General features: G+C 61.1%; 12 protein-coding genes. 5 read left to right on the top strand and 7 right to left on the bottom strand.

The genetic code is table 11. The features are described 5' to 3' along the window. Positions 1-12: 12 nt before the first annotated feature. Together ACQY1K_RS15640 and ACQY1K_RS15635 are read right to left on the bottom strand one after the other, a co-directional pair. Positions 13-1188, bottom strand: coding sequence for a multidrug effflux MFS transporter (locus tag ACQY1K_RS15640; RefSeq protein WP_430259039.1), 1176 nt, complete (start codon positions 1186-1188; stop codon positions 13-15). A gap of 37 nt (positions 1189-1225) precedes the next feature. Beyond that, a complete protein-coding gene (locus tag ACQY1K_RS15635; RefSeq protein ID WP_430257809.1) occupies positions 1226-1729 on the bottom strand; it encodes a MarR family winged helix-turn-helix transcriptional regulator in 504 nt (167 codons plus the stop codon). 188 nt (positions 1730-1917) lie between these two features. Here ACQY1K_RS15635 and ACQY1K_RS15630 point away from each other — a divergent pair, with 188 nt between their 5' ends. The 4 genes from ACQY1K_RS15630 (at position 1918) to ppa (ending at position 7338) form a co-directional block, all read left to right on the top strand. After that, the gene (locus tag ACQY1K_RS15630) at positions 1918-4008 is read left to right on the top strand and encodes a M3 family metallopeptidase (protein ID WP_430257808.1); all 2091 of its coding nucleotides are present in this window, start codon (positions 1918-1920) and stop codon (positions 4006-4008) included. 150 nt (positions 4009-4158) lie between these two features. After that, positions 4159-5982, top strand: coding sequence for a translational GTPase TypA (gene typA / locus ACQY1K_RS15625; RefSeq protein WP_062581654.1), 1824 nt, complete (start codon positions 4159-4161; stop codon positions 5980-5982). A gap of 200 nt (positions 5983-6182) precedes the next feature. Then, positions 6183-6689 (top strand): GNAT family N-acetyltransferase, encoded by a 507-nt coding sequence (locus ACQY1K_RS15620; RefSeq protein ID WP_062462422.1) that lies wholly within the window; start codon positions 6183-6185, stop codon positions 6687-6689. A gap of 115 nt (positions 6690-6804) precedes the next feature. Further along, entirely contained in the window at positions 6805-7338 is a 534-nt protein-coding gene (ppa, locus tag ACQY1K_RS15615; RefSeq protein WP_062462425.1) for an inorganic diphosphatase, read from the top strand. 147 nt (positions 7339-7485) lie between these two features. Here the strand turns inward: ppa and ACQY1K_RS15610 are convergent, their stop codons facing one another. Then, on the bottom strand, positions 7486-7779 hold the full coding sequence (locus tag ACQY1K_RS15610) for a YggT family protein (RefSeq protein ID WP_062462428.1): 294 nt from the start codon (positions 7777-7779) through the stop codon (positions 7486-7488). A gap of 142 nt (positions 7780-7921) precedes the next feature. Here ACQY1K_RS15610 and ACQY1K_RS15605 point away from each other — a divergent pair, with 142 nt between their 5' ends. Continuing rightward, positions 7922-9157: an MFS transporter gene (locus tag ACQY1K_RS15605; protein WP_174197148.1), complete on the top strand. Its 1236-nt coding sequence runs from the start codon at positions 7922-7924 to the stop codon at positions 9155-9157. A gap of 1 nt (position 9158) precedes the next feature. Here the strand turns inward: ACQY1K_RS15605 and ACQY1K_RS15600 are convergent, their stop codons facing one another. Genes ACQY1K_RS15600 through ACQY1K_RS15585 form a run of 4 tightly spaced genes read right to left on the bottom strand, consistent with a single transcriptional unit; the run spans position 9159 to position 13463 of the window. Beyond that, positions 9159-9926, bottom strand: a complete 768-nt coding sequence (locus ACQY1K_RS15600; protein ID WP_430257806.1) for a glutamine amidotransferase — start codon at positions 9924-9926, stop codon at positions 9159-9161. 24 nt (positions 9927-9950) lie between these two features. Beyond that, positions 9951-10445, bottom strand: a complete 495-nt coding sequence (locus ACQY1K_RS15595) for a TerB family tellurite resistance protein (protein WP_062462449.1) — start codon at positions 10443-10445, stop codon at positions 9951-9953. 27 nt (positions 10446-10472) lie between these two features. After that, a complete protein-coding gene (locus ACQY1K_RS15590) occupies positions 10473-12098 on the bottom strand; it encodes a heme biosynthesis protein HemY (RefSeq protein ID WP_430257805.1) in 1626 nt (541 codons plus the stop codon). Positions 12099-12119: 21 nt separating this feature from the next. Continuing rightward, a complete protein-coding gene (locus ACQY1K_RS15585) occupies positions 12120-13463 on the bottom strand; it encodes a COG4223 family protein (protein ID WP_430257804.1) in 1344 nt (447 codons plus the stop codon). Positions 13464-13474 lie beyond the last annotated feature (11 nt).

Raw genomic sequence — 13474 nt, 5'->3', positions numbered from 1 at the left:
GGCGGGCTTTTTTTATTGCCGACGGCTGATGATCCGGTAGGCGATGTAACTGCCGACGGCGACATATTCCATGGCGGGAATGATGGTGCCGATCGCCGTTAAAGGGTCGCCGAAGACAGCGGCGAGTAGGCCGCCGACAAAGCCGCCGCCCATCTGGATGAAACCCATCAGTGCGGAAGCGGAGCCTGCCGTCTTTGGGAAGGGCGCAAGGCCGACCGTCACCGTGTAGGGTGAGATGAAGGCCATGCCGAAGGTGGAGACGCCGACCGGCAGCATGATCGACAGGAAGGACGGCGGCAGCAGGTGGACGGAAAGCGCCATCATCGTGCCGCCGATACCGCTGAACATGAGCCCAATCACCACCGTGGTCGGCCCGCTGATGCGTCCGGACACAAGCCGCAGTGCAATCGACCCGCTGAGAAAAGCGCCGGTCTGGACCAGCATGCCGAGGCCGAACTGTGTCGGGGTCAGCCCCACGTCACCGATCAGCACGAAGGGAAGCATCGTGCCCTGGGCATAGAGCGCACCGATCGCGCCGCCGAGGACAAGCGAAGGAAGCAGAAAGCGCAGGTCCTTCAGAAGCGAAATATAGGTCGCGACAAGGGTGGAGGGTCTGAGCCGGCTGCGGTCGGGAACCGTTGTTTCCTTGAGGAACAGAAGGCAGCTTGCAAGCAAGATGACGCCGAAGATAACCATCAGCACGAAGACGGATTTCCAGCCGAATACTGACAGCGACAGGCCGCCGATCGTGGGGCCGATCGCCGGACCCACCGCCAGCATGATGCCGATCATGTTCATGATGCGGGTGGCTTCGAAACCGACGAACTGGTCGCGAACCGCGGCACGGGCAACCGTCATGCCGACGGAAGCGCCGACCCCCTGCACCAGCCGCCCAGCCAGGATCCAGTCGACCGAGGGTGCAAAGACCGCCATCAGCGAGCCGACGAGATAGATCAGCAGGAACGCAATGCTGGCGGACCGGCGGCCGAATGCGTCTGAGGCCGGTCCTGCCAGAAGCTGCGCGACGGCAAAGCCGCCGAAGTAAAGCGTCAGACTGAGCTTGATTGCGGCTTCCGACGTGCCGAAGGCCTTCACGAGTTCCGGCATCGCCGGCGTGTAGATTGCCATCGAGACAGGGCCGATCGCCGTCAGCAGGGCGCCGAGCAGCGTGGTTCGCAGAGCTGTCATCCGCTCGGGCGGTGTCACTAAGGAAGCTGCCTGCGTATCAGCCTTCATCAGTTTCGGCCTGAGACGAATTGAAGCTCTGCAGGTTGCCGTTGAAATGTTTCATGGCTTGCCCGAGGAGGTTTGCGGTTTGGGCATCGAACCCTTCGGTGGCGCAGGTGATGATGGCGCGCAGTTCCTGCTGGATTGACGCCAGCATGTCGGCAGAGGTCGGCGTCAGCATGATGCGCTTTGCCCGTCGGTCGGCGCAGCATTGCTGCCGCTCAATGAGGCCAAGCGACTGAAGCCTGTCGAGATAGGCGCAGAGCGTCATCGGTTCGACGCCCATGCGCGACGCGATGTCGAGCTGGCGGCTGCCATCGACTTGGGCGATATGGATCAGTGCTCGTGCTTCGCCGGCGGTAAGGCCGAGGCCCGCCTGGGCGATGCGCCGCTCGAAAGCCGTGCGCAGAAGCCTCGCGGCATCGGCGATCAGGAAGCCGAGGGTTTCACCCTGGGCGACCAAGCCTGGCGTTTCCGGGCGATGTTCGTTCGCGAGCTTCATAAGGCAGCCTTACTATCTTTCCCCGACGACGCAAATCGAAATGCCTGGAAACCGTGTGCCGGGCGATTTCGCAACGATGTGCGTTCCAAAAATCTGCATCAGCGGATGAAGCTCTTGCCGTGCCTGCCTATATATGGTCGCTCTACGCAATTAGACGGTATCGAAGCAGCACAGTGAAGGACGACCCAATGGCAACTTTCTCAGCGAATTCCGCGCTTGTCGACTGGAACGGGCATCATGGCATGCCGCGCTTCGATCAGGTCAAGGACGAGGATTTCGCGCCGGCCTTCGATGCCACCATCGCCTTGCACGAGGCGGAAATCGCTGAGATCGCGGGAAATTCCGCTGAGCCCACATTCGAAAACACGATCGTTGCACTGGAAATCGCCGGTGACGAGCTGTCGCGCGTTTCCTCGATCTTCTGGGGCAAGGCGGGCGCGCATACCAACGATACGATCCAGGCGCTGGAGCGCGAAATCGCACCCAAGATGTCGCGCCACTATTCGAAGATCGGCACCAATGCGGAACTGTTCGCACGCATCGATGCGCTCTGGCAGAAGCGGGACGACCTTGATCTGACCGTCGAGCAGCAGCGCGTTCTCGAGCGTCACTGGAAGGGGTTCGTCAAATCCGGTGCCAATCTGCCTGAGGACCAGCAGAAGCGGCTGTCATCGATCAACGAGACGCTTGCCGGTCTCGGCGCGAGCTTTGGCCAGAATGTTCTCGGCGACGAAAAAGGCTGGTCGTTGAAACTGACCGAAGAAGCCGATCTTGAGGGTCTGCCGGTTTTTGTGAAAGAAGCGATGGCGGAAGCTGCCAAGGAGCGCGGCGAGGGCTCAGGCTATCTCGTCACGCTGTCGCGCTCGATCATCGAACCGTTCCTGACCTTCTCGACCCGACGGGATCTGCGCGAGCAGGCATTCAAGGCCTGGGTAGCGCGCGGTGAGAATGGCGGCGAGCGGGACAATGTCGCGATCGTGCGCGAAACGCTGGCGCTGAGGGCCGAAAAGGCCAAGCTGCTCGGCTATGAGAATTACGCCGCGTTGAAGCTCGACAACACGATGGCAAAGACACCGAAGGCGGTGAACGGTCTGCTCGGCCAGGTCTGGCAGAAGGCCCGCACCAAGGCGCTGGAGGAAGAGGCAAGCCTGTCTGGCCTGATCTCGGAAGCAGGCGGCAATCATCCCGTCATGCCCTGGGACTGGCGCCACTATGCCGAAAAGCTGCGGGAGCGGACATTCTCCTTCTCGGAGAGTGAACTGAAGCCCTATCTCCAGATCGAGAAGATCATCGAGGCGTCCTTCGATGTGGCCGAGCGGCTGTTCGGCATCAAGGCTGTCGAGGTGAAGGGTTTGCCGGTCTATCATCCTGACGTCCGGGTATTCGAAATCCATGACGAGGAAGGCAATCTGAAAGCGCTTTTCCTAGGCGATTATTTTGCCCGCTCCTCGAAGCGCTCCGGCGCCTGGATGAGTTCGTTCCAGTCGCAGCACAAGCTGACGCTGAAGAACGGCATGCAAGGTGAGCTGCCGATCATCTACAATGTCTGCAATTTCGCAAAGCCTGCCGAAGGCAAGCCGGCGCTTCTGTCGCTCGACGATGCGCGCACGTTGTTTCATGAATTCGGCCATGCGCTGCACGGCATGCTGTCCAACGTGACCTATCCCTCGGTTTCGGGCACTGGCGTCTCGCGCGATTTCGTGGAGTTGCCGTCGCAGCTTTACGAACACTGGCTGACGGTGCCGGAAATCTTCGAGAAATATGCCGTCCACTACAAGACCGGCGAGCCGATGCCGAAGGCGTTGCTCGACAAGGTTCTTGCCGCGCAGACCTTCAACGCCGGTTTCTCGACGGTGGAATTCACCTCGTCGGCGCTGGTGGATATGGCTTTCCACACCCAGGAAAGCGCGGTCGATGATCCGATGGCGGTGCAGGCCAAGGTGCTGGCCGAGCTCGACATGCCGGCCTCGATCGTCATGCGCCACGCCACGCCGCACTTCCAGCACGTGTTTGCCGGTGACGGATACTCGGCCGGCTACTATTCCTACATGTGGTCGGAAGTCCTTGATGCGGATGCATTTGCCGCGTTCGAGGAGGTCGGCAATGCTTTCGATCCGGTGACGGCGCGCAAGCTCAAGAACAATATCTACTCGGTCGGCGGCTCGATCGATCCGGAGGAAGCCTATGCAGCCTTCCGCGGCAAGCTGCCGGATCCGACCGCCATGCTGAAGAAGCGTGGGCTCTCCATCATGGCCGAGCTTTCGGGCGGAGACGGCTGACAAAAGCCATCCACGCGGAAAGATGAAGAGCGGGCGTTGATCGCAGATCGCGCTCGCCCCCTTTCGCATTTGCGAAAAACAGGGTATGAGCGCGCCAACGAAATAGGCGCGGTCCGTCGATCTGCGCCCCGAAACATCCGAGATCTAAAAATGGCTATGCGGAATATCGCGATTATCGCGCACGTCGACCACGGCAAAACGACCCTTGTCGATGAACTCCTGAAGCAGTCCGGCTCGTTCCGCGACAATCAGCGCACCGTCGAGCGCATGATGGACTCGAACGACCTCGAAAAAGAACGCGGCATCACCATTCTCGCCAAGGCAACTTCGGTCGAGTGGAAGGGTGTTCGCATCAACATCGTCGACACCCCCGGCCACGCCGACTTCGGTGGCGAAGTCGAACGCATCCTGTCGATGGTGGATGGCGCCATCGTTCTGGTCGATAGCTCGGAAGGCCCGATGCCGCAGACCAAGTTCGTGGTCGGTAAGGCGCTGAAGGTCGGTCTTCGCCCGATCGTCGCGATCAACAAGATCGACCGTCCGGACGGTCGCCACGAAGAAGTCATCAACGAAGTCTTCGACCTGTTCGCGAACCTCGACGCCACCGACGAGCAGCTCGACTTCCCGATCCTCTACGGTTCGGGTCGCGATGGCTGGATGAACGTTAACCCAGAAGGTCCGAAGGATGAAGGTCTTGCACCACTGCTCGATCTGGTCCTGAAGCACGTTCCGGAGCCGAATGTCGGCGAAGGCCCGTTCCGCATGATCGGTACGCTTCTCGAAGCCAACCCCTTCCTCGGTCGTCTCATCACGGGCCGCATCGCATCCGGCTCGATCAAGCCGAACCAGGCCGTCAAGGTTCTGTCGCAGGACGGCAAGACCGTCGAAACCGGCCGTATCTCCAAGATCCTCGCATTCCGCGGCATCGAGCGTCAGCCGATCGAAGAAGCCCATGCAGGTGACATCGTCGCGATCGCTGGCCTTTCCAAGGGTACGGTTGCCGACACGTTCTGCGATCCTGCGGTCACCGAAGCGATGACAGCGCAGCCGATCGATCCGCCGACCGTTACCATGTCCTTCCTCGTCAACGACAGCCCGCTTGCCGGCACCGAAGGCGACAAGGTTACCAGCCGCGTCATTCGTGACCGTCTGTTCAAGGAAGCCGAAGGCAACGTTGCGCTGAAGATCGAAGAGTCTGACGGCAAGGATTCGTTCTTCGTGTCCGGCCGCGGCGAATTGCAGCTTGCCGTTCTGATCGAGACCATGCGTCGCGAAGGCTTCGAGCTTGCCGTTTCGCGTCCGCGCGTCGTCATGCACAAGGACGAAGCAACCGGCCAGACGCTGGAGCCGATCGAAGAAGTCGTGATCGACGTCGACGAAGAGCATTCCGGTATCGTCGTGCAGAAGATGTCCGAGCGCAAGGCCGAGATGGTCGAGCTTCGTCCGTCCGGCGGCAGCCGCGTTCGCCTGGTATTCTACGCGCCGACCCGCGGCCTGATCGGCTACCAGTCGGAACTTCTGACCGACACGCGCGGCACGGCGATCATGAACCGCCTGTTCCACGACTATCAGCCTTACAAGGGTGCGATCGTCGGTCGCGTCAACGGTGTTCTCCTGTCGAACCAGTCCGGTGAAGCCGTCGCCTACGCGATGTTCAACCTGGAAGATCGTGGCCCGATGATCATCGAGCCAGGCGAAAAGGTCTATGCCGGCATGATCATCGGCATCCATACCCGCGACAACGACCTTGAAGTCAACGTTCTTAAGGGCAAGCAGCTGACCAACATCCGCTCGGCCGGCAAGGACGAAGCTGTTCGCCTGACGCCGCCGATCCGCATGACGCTCGACCGCGCGCTGTCCTGGATCCAGGACGACGAACTGATGGAAGTCACGCCGAAGTCGATCCGCCTGCGCAAGATCTACCTCGACGCGAACGACCGCAAGCGCTTCGACAAGTCGAAGGCCGCTCTCTAACAGCGCGCCTCCCAAGACCATCCAAGACCCCGGCAGAAATGCCGGGGTTTTTTTGTGGCTTGGTCTGGGCCATGCTTGTGGCGAAGGTAAAAAATGCGTTAACCTCCTTGCCATCGTCCACATGAGAAGCTTGTGGGCAATCCACTTTACCCGGGTCTCGGGAATGGCGGAGAGCCCATGGCAGGACCTAGAATCGCGTTATGAAAACGTTATCGATCGATGTCAGGCGTGCGGAGCCGCAAGACGCCCCGGCTATCTCCGAGGTGCACCGCCAGGCATGGTCGCAAGCCTATGCCGGCCTCATTCCGCACAAGCCGCTGATCCAGATGCTGGAGCGCCGCGGCGAGGGGTGGTGGCGCAAGGCCGTCCGCGGGCCGGCGACGCTTCTGGTTCTGGATATCGGTGGCGTTATCGCGGGTTATGCGACGATCGGCCTCAACCGCGCCCGTGCGCTTCCCTATGACGGCGAGATCTACGAGATCTACCTGCGCCCGGAATATCAGGGCGTCGGCCTTGGCCGCCGCCTGTTCGGCGAAAGCCGCAGGCTGCTGAAATCGCTTGGCTGCAAGGGCTTGGTCGTCTGGTGCCTGGAAGACAGCGAGCATGCCGTCCGCTTTCTGCGATCCCATGGCGGGGCGGATCTTGCAGAGGGCATGGAGGACTTCGACGGAAAGTCCCTGAAGAAGATTGGTTTCGTCTGGCACTGACTTCGGGGCGGAAAGGTGCGCCACGACTTAACCTTGGCGGCAAACCTGTGTTGCCTTGCCAGCCAATTCCCGCTATCGACGGTTCACAAGTTCGTAAACCTCATCGGGGAAGACTATGCGCATCGATGCAATTTCTGTTGGCAAGAATCCGCCTGAAGACGTCAACGTAATCGTTGAAGTACCTGTCGGCGGCCAGCCCATCAAGTACGAGATGGACAAGGAAGCCGGCGCGCTGATCGTCGACCGTTTCCTGTACACACCGATGACCTATCCGGGCAATTACGGCTTCGTGCCGCATACGCTGTCCGAGGATGGTGATCCGATCGACGTTCTGATCTGCAACACCCGCCCGCTGGTTCCCGGTTGCGTCATCAATGTCCGCCCGATCGGCGTGATGGTGATGGAAGACGACGGCGGCAAGGACGAGAAGATCATTGCCGTGCCGGTTCCGAAGCTGACCCAGCGCTACGACAAGATCAAGAACTACACCGATATGCCAGAAATCACGCTGAAGCAGATCGAGCACTTCTTCACGCATTACAAGGATCTGGAGCCCGGCAAGTGGGTGAAGATCGAAGGCTGGAAGGACGTTGATGTCGCCAAGAAAATGATCGTCGCGGCGATCGAACGCTTCAACGCTCAGAAATAATCTTTACCGCTGATCGCTTCCAAAATCCTCCGGTTCGTCTCGAGCCGGGGGATTTTTTGTTTCAGCTCGTAAGCCCAAAACAAAAACGGCCCGCGCGGGAAATTTCCCACCGCGGGCCGACCGTGTCCGTGCTGAAAGTCTTTGGCTTCAGCCTGCGAGAGCAGGATAGATCGAGGTCCACATCAGCGAGCGAATGAAGAAGATGATCAGAAGCACGATGATGGGCGAAATGTCGATACCACCGAGGTTCGGCATGACCCGGCGGATCGGCGCGAGGACAGGCTCGGTGACATTGAAGAGAAACCGGCCGATTGCATCGACGAACTGGTTGCTCGAATTGATCACGTTGAAGGCGAACAGCCAGGAAAAGATGGCGCTGGCGATCAAGATCCAGGTGTAAAGGTTCAAGGCCAAGTCAATGGTCTGAAACAGGGCGAGCATTCACGTCTCCATTTCTTTGTTGACAGACATGTAGACATTGGCGAACTAACGGGCAAGTGCCGTCTATGGCCCGCGTCGCAGGATGTTTAACGGCGGCGTGTGCATATCGTGGGTTTCCGGCTTCGCTGAAAGTACAGGTTCCATGTCCATACCCACATCGGGTGATCGCTTCGCCGCCTTTCGTCACGCAGCTTATACGCGTTTCTTTCTCAGCCGGTTCTTCGCAGCCTTCGCGATCCAGATTGTCAGCGTCTCCGTCGGCTGGCAGATGTATGACGAGACGCGCAATCCGCTCTATCTCGGTCTGATCGGGCTTTTCCAGTTTCTGCCGTCGCTGCTTTTGATCCTGGTGACGGGTTCGGTCGCCGATCGCTACAACCGACGCATGATCATGGCGATCTGCATGGTCGTCGGCGGACTGTGTTCGGCGGCGCTTTTGGCGCTCACCATCACCGACTCATTCACGCCGTGGCTGGTGTTTTCGATCCTTGTCGTCTTCGGCATCGAGCGCGCCTTCATGGGGCCGGCGGTGCAGTCGTTGGGACCCAACCTCGTGCCGGAAGAAGACCTTCCCAACGCGATCGCCTGGAATTCCTCCTCCTGGCAGACGGCATCGATCCTCGGGCCGGTGTTCGGCGGGCTTCTCTATGGCGCGAGTTCGATCGCGGCCTATTCGGTCGCCTGTTTTCTCATGACGGTTGCCGCCATCCTCGTCTTCCTCATTCCGAAGCCCGCGCAGCGCACGCCGTCCTCCAAAGTCAGCTGGAACGAGATGCTGGCCGGTTTCCGCTTCATCGCCGGCGAGAAGATCGTGCTCGGTGCGATCTCGCTCGATCTGTTTGCGGTGCTGCTTGGTGGCGCGGTGGCGCTGATGCCGATCTTTGCCCGCGACGTCCTTGAGCTTGGCCCCTGGGGCCTCGGCCTGCTGCGTGCTGCGCCCGGTATCGGCGCGATCGGCGTTGCGGTCTGGCTTGCCATCCATCCGATCCGCCACCATGCTGGCACGGCGATGTTCATCGGCGTAGCGCTGTTCGGGTTGGGCACGCTGATCTTCGGCCTGTCGGCCACTCCGTGGATCTCGATTGCGGCCTTGATGCTGATGGGTGCGGCCGACATGATCTCCGTCTATGTGCGTGAGACGCTGATCGCGCTCTGGACGCCTGATGAGGTGCGCGGCCGGGTGAATGCCGTCAACATGGTGTTTGTCGGCGCATCGAACGAGCTGGGCGAGTTCCGGGCCGGAACCATGGCGCACGCGATCGGCGCGGTCCCTGCCGTCGTCATCGGCGGCATCGGCACACTGGCGGTCGCCGTCATCTGGTCGATCGGCTTTCCGAAGCTGCGCAAGATCGATAATCTGGAAGCACCGCAGCGCTGAGTTATCCGTTGCCCTGGGCGGGGTAGGCAGGTGCCGCCGGTCGGTTCGCATCGGCGGCGGGCCGATCGAAGACGATGTCGAGGAAGGTCCACAGCCAGTCCTTCAACGCGTGGTCGAAGATCATCCGTCCTTCCAAGTGCTGGTTTCCCTGCTGCGCATTCGGCATACCGAAGCGTTCGGCACCGTGCACCACCCAGCGGTGCATCATGGCGCGGGTCAGTTCCGCATGGAACTGCACGCCCCAGGCATTCTCGCCGTAGCGGATCGCCTGATGCGGATAGGCGTCGCCTTCTGCCAGAAGCTTCGCGCCACGCGGCACGTCGAAGCCTTCGCGGTGGAAGTGGTAGACCATTTTCGGCCAGTGCATGAGAAGCCGGCCGTGTTCGGTGGCGCGCAGCGGATACCAGCCGATCTCGGTCACTTCGCCCTTCAGCGGCCCGACGCGGCCGCCGAGATTGCGCACAAGCATCTGGGCGCCGAGGCAGATCCCAAGATACGGCTTGTTCTCCTTCAGCGGCACGTCGATCCAGTCGATTTCCGTCTTGATGAACGGGTCCGGGTCGTTGGCGCTCATCGGACCACCGAAGACGACGGCGCCTGCGTGGCCGGACATCGTATCCGGCAATTGATCGCCGAGCGCTGGCCTGCGGATATCCAGCGCAAAGCCCTTGTCGACGAGCATCTGGCCGACGCGACCAGTGGACGAGGTTTCCTGATGCAGGATCGCGAGGATGGGGAGTTTGGAGGATGGGCGGGAAGGGGTTCTCATGACGTCACGTCCTGGAGCGTTCCTCTAGACCTTTTCTTCCTCTTCCCCTGCGACCGGATGAGCCGAGGTGCGCGCGGCCGCCTCCTGCCGCTGCAGAACCCGATCACGGGCAGAGACGCCCAAGAGATCGGCGATCCGCCAGATCACATGATCCTCGATCTCGCTGCGCTGCCCGTCCGCATAGACGATATCCCAGAGAATGCCGAGAAGCTCGATCCGGTCCTCTTCGTCAACCAGATGCTTTCTGAGATCCGAGGTGAACCGGTAATAGTCGACGGCTTCGCTTCCAGCCTGCCGGCCCGCCTCGATCAGCGACTGCAACCCTTCCGGGCTCAGATCGTAACGATCGCGCATCAGATCGCGGAATTTCTGCTGCTCTTCCTCGGACATGTTGCCATCGGCTTCCATGACCTGGAAACAGAGCGCCACGAAGGCTACGCGCGGGTCGTCGGGCGCAAATTCATCCGTATGGTGCGGGGCTGTCAGCGTGTGGAGGAAGGCCTGGATGCGATCGAGCATATGTAATCTAGGCCTTCTCCGGTTTTTCTAATAAAGCCTCAGCCTCGTGGGAGACTTCTCGGCACTTGCGTCCTTGACACCGGGATCATCGGGCGGACGACCGAAAAAGGGAACGGGCTCGTCCTGCTTTTCTGCCTTCGGAGGCTGCTCCGCTGTCACATTCGTGGCCGTAGGTGTTTTTGCTGCAACAGCTAAGTCTTCCTGAGGCACTACAACGGGCTGCATGTCGGCAGCAACCTGATTGGTGCTCTCGTTTTCCGGTGTTTCGACAGTCGGCGTGACGTCTTCGCGAACCGTGATTGCCGGAAGCGTTGCGATCGCCTCGTCTGCGGCCAGGGTGCCGTCTTCCACGGGTCCTTCGATCTGGCCGAACGGGACTTTCCATTCGAAGGCATCAAGACGTCCTGTGACCGGCGAGAGCGGCAACCATTTGTCCGAAACGATACCGTCGGCAACCCAGGCAGGATCACGGCCAGCACGCAGTGCCTGCGCCATCCAGTGACGGACGCGGCCCTGATCGCCGGTTTCCGCTTCCTCGATATCGGCCAGCAGGAGATAGGCGGCCTCACGCGACTGCATGCGGGCTGCAGCTTCCGCCTTGGCGCGCGCCTTGGGGAACTGCTGGGCATCGAGAGCTGCCTGAGCGACGACCAGCAGCGATTCGATGTTGTTGGGACGCAGCGCTTCGAGCTTTTCGGCACGCTTCAGACGGTCAAGCGTGCTATCGCCGCTGCGGGCGCGGACATAGGTGCGGCCGACATCGGGATGCGGCTCGATCTTCCAGGCGCTTTCGAGGATGCTTGCTGCCTTGCGGATATTGTCTTCGCGCAGATAGGCCTTGGCTGCAATGATCGCGGCGGGCACAAGGCCCTTGGCGAGCTTGAGAGCGGCCTTTGCATCTTCGCGGGCACCGTTCGGGTCGCCTTCCAACCGTTCGCCTGCCTTGGCGGTCAAAAGAATGGCTTTTAAGCGCTCGGCTTCACCGCGTTCCAGCACGCTTGCCGCCCGCTGTTGATCGAGTAGCTGGATGGCCTCGTCCCAACGACCGGACTGGCTGCGCGATTCGAGTGTCGCCTGGGCTGCCCAGGGCAGGTAGGGCGCATGTTCGACGGCTTTTTCGGCATACTGACGAGCAGCTTCGTTGGCGCCGAGACGGCGTGCTTCCATGTAGAGGCCGCGCAGACCGAGTTCGCGGGTTTCCGGGTCTTCGGCCATCTGTTCGAACTTGGCCCGTGCGTCCGCATGGCGGCCTTCGATCAGAGCGGCCTGGGCTTCCAGAAGGTGAATGAGCGGTTCCTGATCGGCGCTGAGCAGGCCGCGCGTGCGGATGCTCATCTTGCGGGCAAGAACGGCATTGCCGGCACCGGCTGCGATCAGGCCGGTCGAGAGCGCCTGATAGCCGCGGTCACGCTTGCGGGTACGGAAATAGCGACGTACCGAGAGCGGCGATGTCCAGATGACGCCGATGACCCACCAGACGATCATGACAGCCGCAATCAGCGCAACGACCATCGTGGCGGCCACCATGATGCTGGTCTCGATCAGATGGTCCTGCCAGGTGATGGAAATCAGCCCGGGGCGATCCGCAATCCAGGAAAAGCCCCAGCCGAGGCCCAGAACCACGAGAAGAAAAATGAAGAGCCTGATGATCATCCGTTTCTTTCTTCTTCAGCCTTAAGAGCCTGATTTCGTGCCAGCAAGCGCGCGCGAAAGAGTTCCGCTCACGAGATTTTCAACCTGTACCCGCGCATCCAGCTTGCGCTTGAAGTCGGTAGACGCAGATTTCGCGGCGTCCGGCAGCGTATCCCACTGCTGGGCGGCAGCCTGCAGGTCGCCGTTGCGCAACCGGTCCTCGATGCGCGATACGATCGCGTCGACCGTGTCACCCTCGACATCGCCGACGCGGCGAACCTTGACCACCGACATGGCGGAGGACAGAAGCCGGCCGGCAATGCCCTGGTCGGGATCTGCAGGCACAGACGCCTGGATGATCGCATCCGCGACGGCGGGAAACTCGCTCTGCAGCTGTTCACGCGACGGCGCGCCGTCTGCGGCGAATGTCTTGAGCTCGGCGATCGCGGGATCGTCGCCGGCAATGTTCGTATAGGCCTGAAGCTCTGCCTCGAACGAGCCGCCACGATCGATGGCGGCCTTCAATCCGGCAGCAGCGACGGCGCGGGCAACCTGCTGTTCCGGGCCGCGATCGTTGATCTGGGCCTCGGCCGCTTCCAGCCGACGGGAAAGCTCGGCCGTCTGCGTGGCTGCCGCAGCCTTGGTATCTGCCAGCTGCTGCTGGAGGGCATTCAAGCTTTCTTCGGTCGGACCGCCGGAATTCTGCGCGACAGAACTTTCCAGCGCCTGAACGCGGCTTGCGAGTTCCGTATCGGGAGACGCCGGCTGGCTGCGCAGCGTCTGGATATCCTGGCGAAGAGCTTCGATTTCGTCCGACAGTTCGGTCGAGCCGGATGCCGCCGGAGACGATGACGGAAGATAACCGGCATACTGCATGCTGCCCGCCAGCAGAAGCGCTACGATGCCGCCGAAAATGCCGGCAGCAATCAGCGTGGACGCCGAGGTCCCACCGGAGCGGGTGGCTGGCGGCGTTGCTGCGGCCTTTTCGAAAGTTTCGTGCTTGCGGGACGGTTCGTCAAAACCTGGCGTGGGCGAAGGGTTAAATTGTTCGGCCGTCGAAGTTTCGGCGTCACGAGCCGTGTCTGTCGCTACCGGCTCATTTGGCTCCGTCACAACCGGCTCGTCTGGCCTGTGGGAGCTATCCGGCTCGCCGATCACGTGGGACGTGTCGGTCTCTTCAGGCACGGTCGATGTCACCGGCTCGCCGGCCAGCGGGATGGCATCCGTCGTCTCAGAAGCTTCGACTTTTTCCGAAGCGGTTTCCGGGATGTCGCTGTCATTGCTGCGCACGGGCTCGGCCACCACGCCAGCGCCATCGGCCGTCAGGTCGATCGTGACCGGTTCTTTCTCCGCCATCGATCGGCGGGGTGGTTTTTCCGTTACCATCTCGACCTCTT

Origin of the sequence: Neorhizobium sp. IRS_2294 (assembly GCF_050500145.1) — a bacterium.
GTDB lineage: Bacteria > Pseudomonadota > Alphaproteobacteria > Rhizobiales > Rhizobiaceae > Neorhizobium > Neorhizobium soli.
The sequence above is the reverse complement of the archived record's forward strand: the minus strand, read 5'-3'. Positions and strand labels throughout refer to the sequence as shown.

Bases quoted from the DNA above. Each gene is read 5' to 3' on its own strand.
- ACQY1K_RS15595 (WP_062462449.1), bottom strand. From the start codon at position 10,445: ATGCTCGATCGCATCCAGGCCTTCCTCCACACGCTGACAGCCCCGCAC.
- ACQY1K_RS15640 (WP_430259039.1), bottom strand. From the start codon at position 1,188: ATGACAGCTCTGCGAACCACGCTGCTCGGCGCCCTGCTGACGGCGATC.
- ppa (WP_062462425.1), top strand. From the start codon at position 6,805: ATGCGCATCGATGCAATTTCTGTTGGCAAGAATCCGCCTGAAGACGTC.
- ACQY1K_RS15630 (WP_430257808.1), top strand. From the start codon at position 1,918: ATGGCAACTTTCTCAGCGAATTCCGCGCTTGTCGACTGGAACGGGCAT.
- ACQY1K_RS15590 (WP_430257805.1), bottom strand. From the start codon at position 12,098: ATGATCATCAGGCTCTTCATTTTTCTTCTCGTGGTTCTGGGCCTCGGC.
- typA (WP_062581654.1), top strand. From the start codon at position 4,159: ATGGCTATGCGGAATATCGCGATTATCGCGCACGTCGACCACGGCAAA.
- ACQY1K_RS15610 (WP_062462428.1), bottom strand. From the start codon at position 7,779: ATGCTCGCCCTGTTTCAGACCATTGACTTGGCCTTGAACCTTTACACC.
- ACQY1K_RS15635 (WP_430257809.1), bottom strand. From the start codon at position 1,729: ATGAAGCTCGCGAACGAACATCGCCCGGAAACGCCAGGCTTGGTCGCC.
- ACQY1K_RS15605 (WP_174197148.1), top strand. From the start codon at position 7,922: ATGTCCATACCCACATCGGGTGATCGCTTCGCCGCCTTTCGTCACGCA.
- ACQY1K_RS15600 (WP_430257806.1), bottom strand. From the start codon at position 9,926: ATGAGAACCCCTTCCCGCCCATCCTCCAAACTCCCCATCCTCGCGATC.
- ACQY1K_RS15585 (WP_430257804.1), bottom strand. From the start codon at position 13,463: ATGGTAACGGAAAAACCACCCCGCCGATCGATGGCGGAGAAAGAACCG.
- ACQY1K_RS15620 (WP_062462422.1), top strand. From the start codon at position 6,183: ATGAAAACGTTATCGATCGATGTCAGGCGTGCGGAGCCGCAAGACGCC.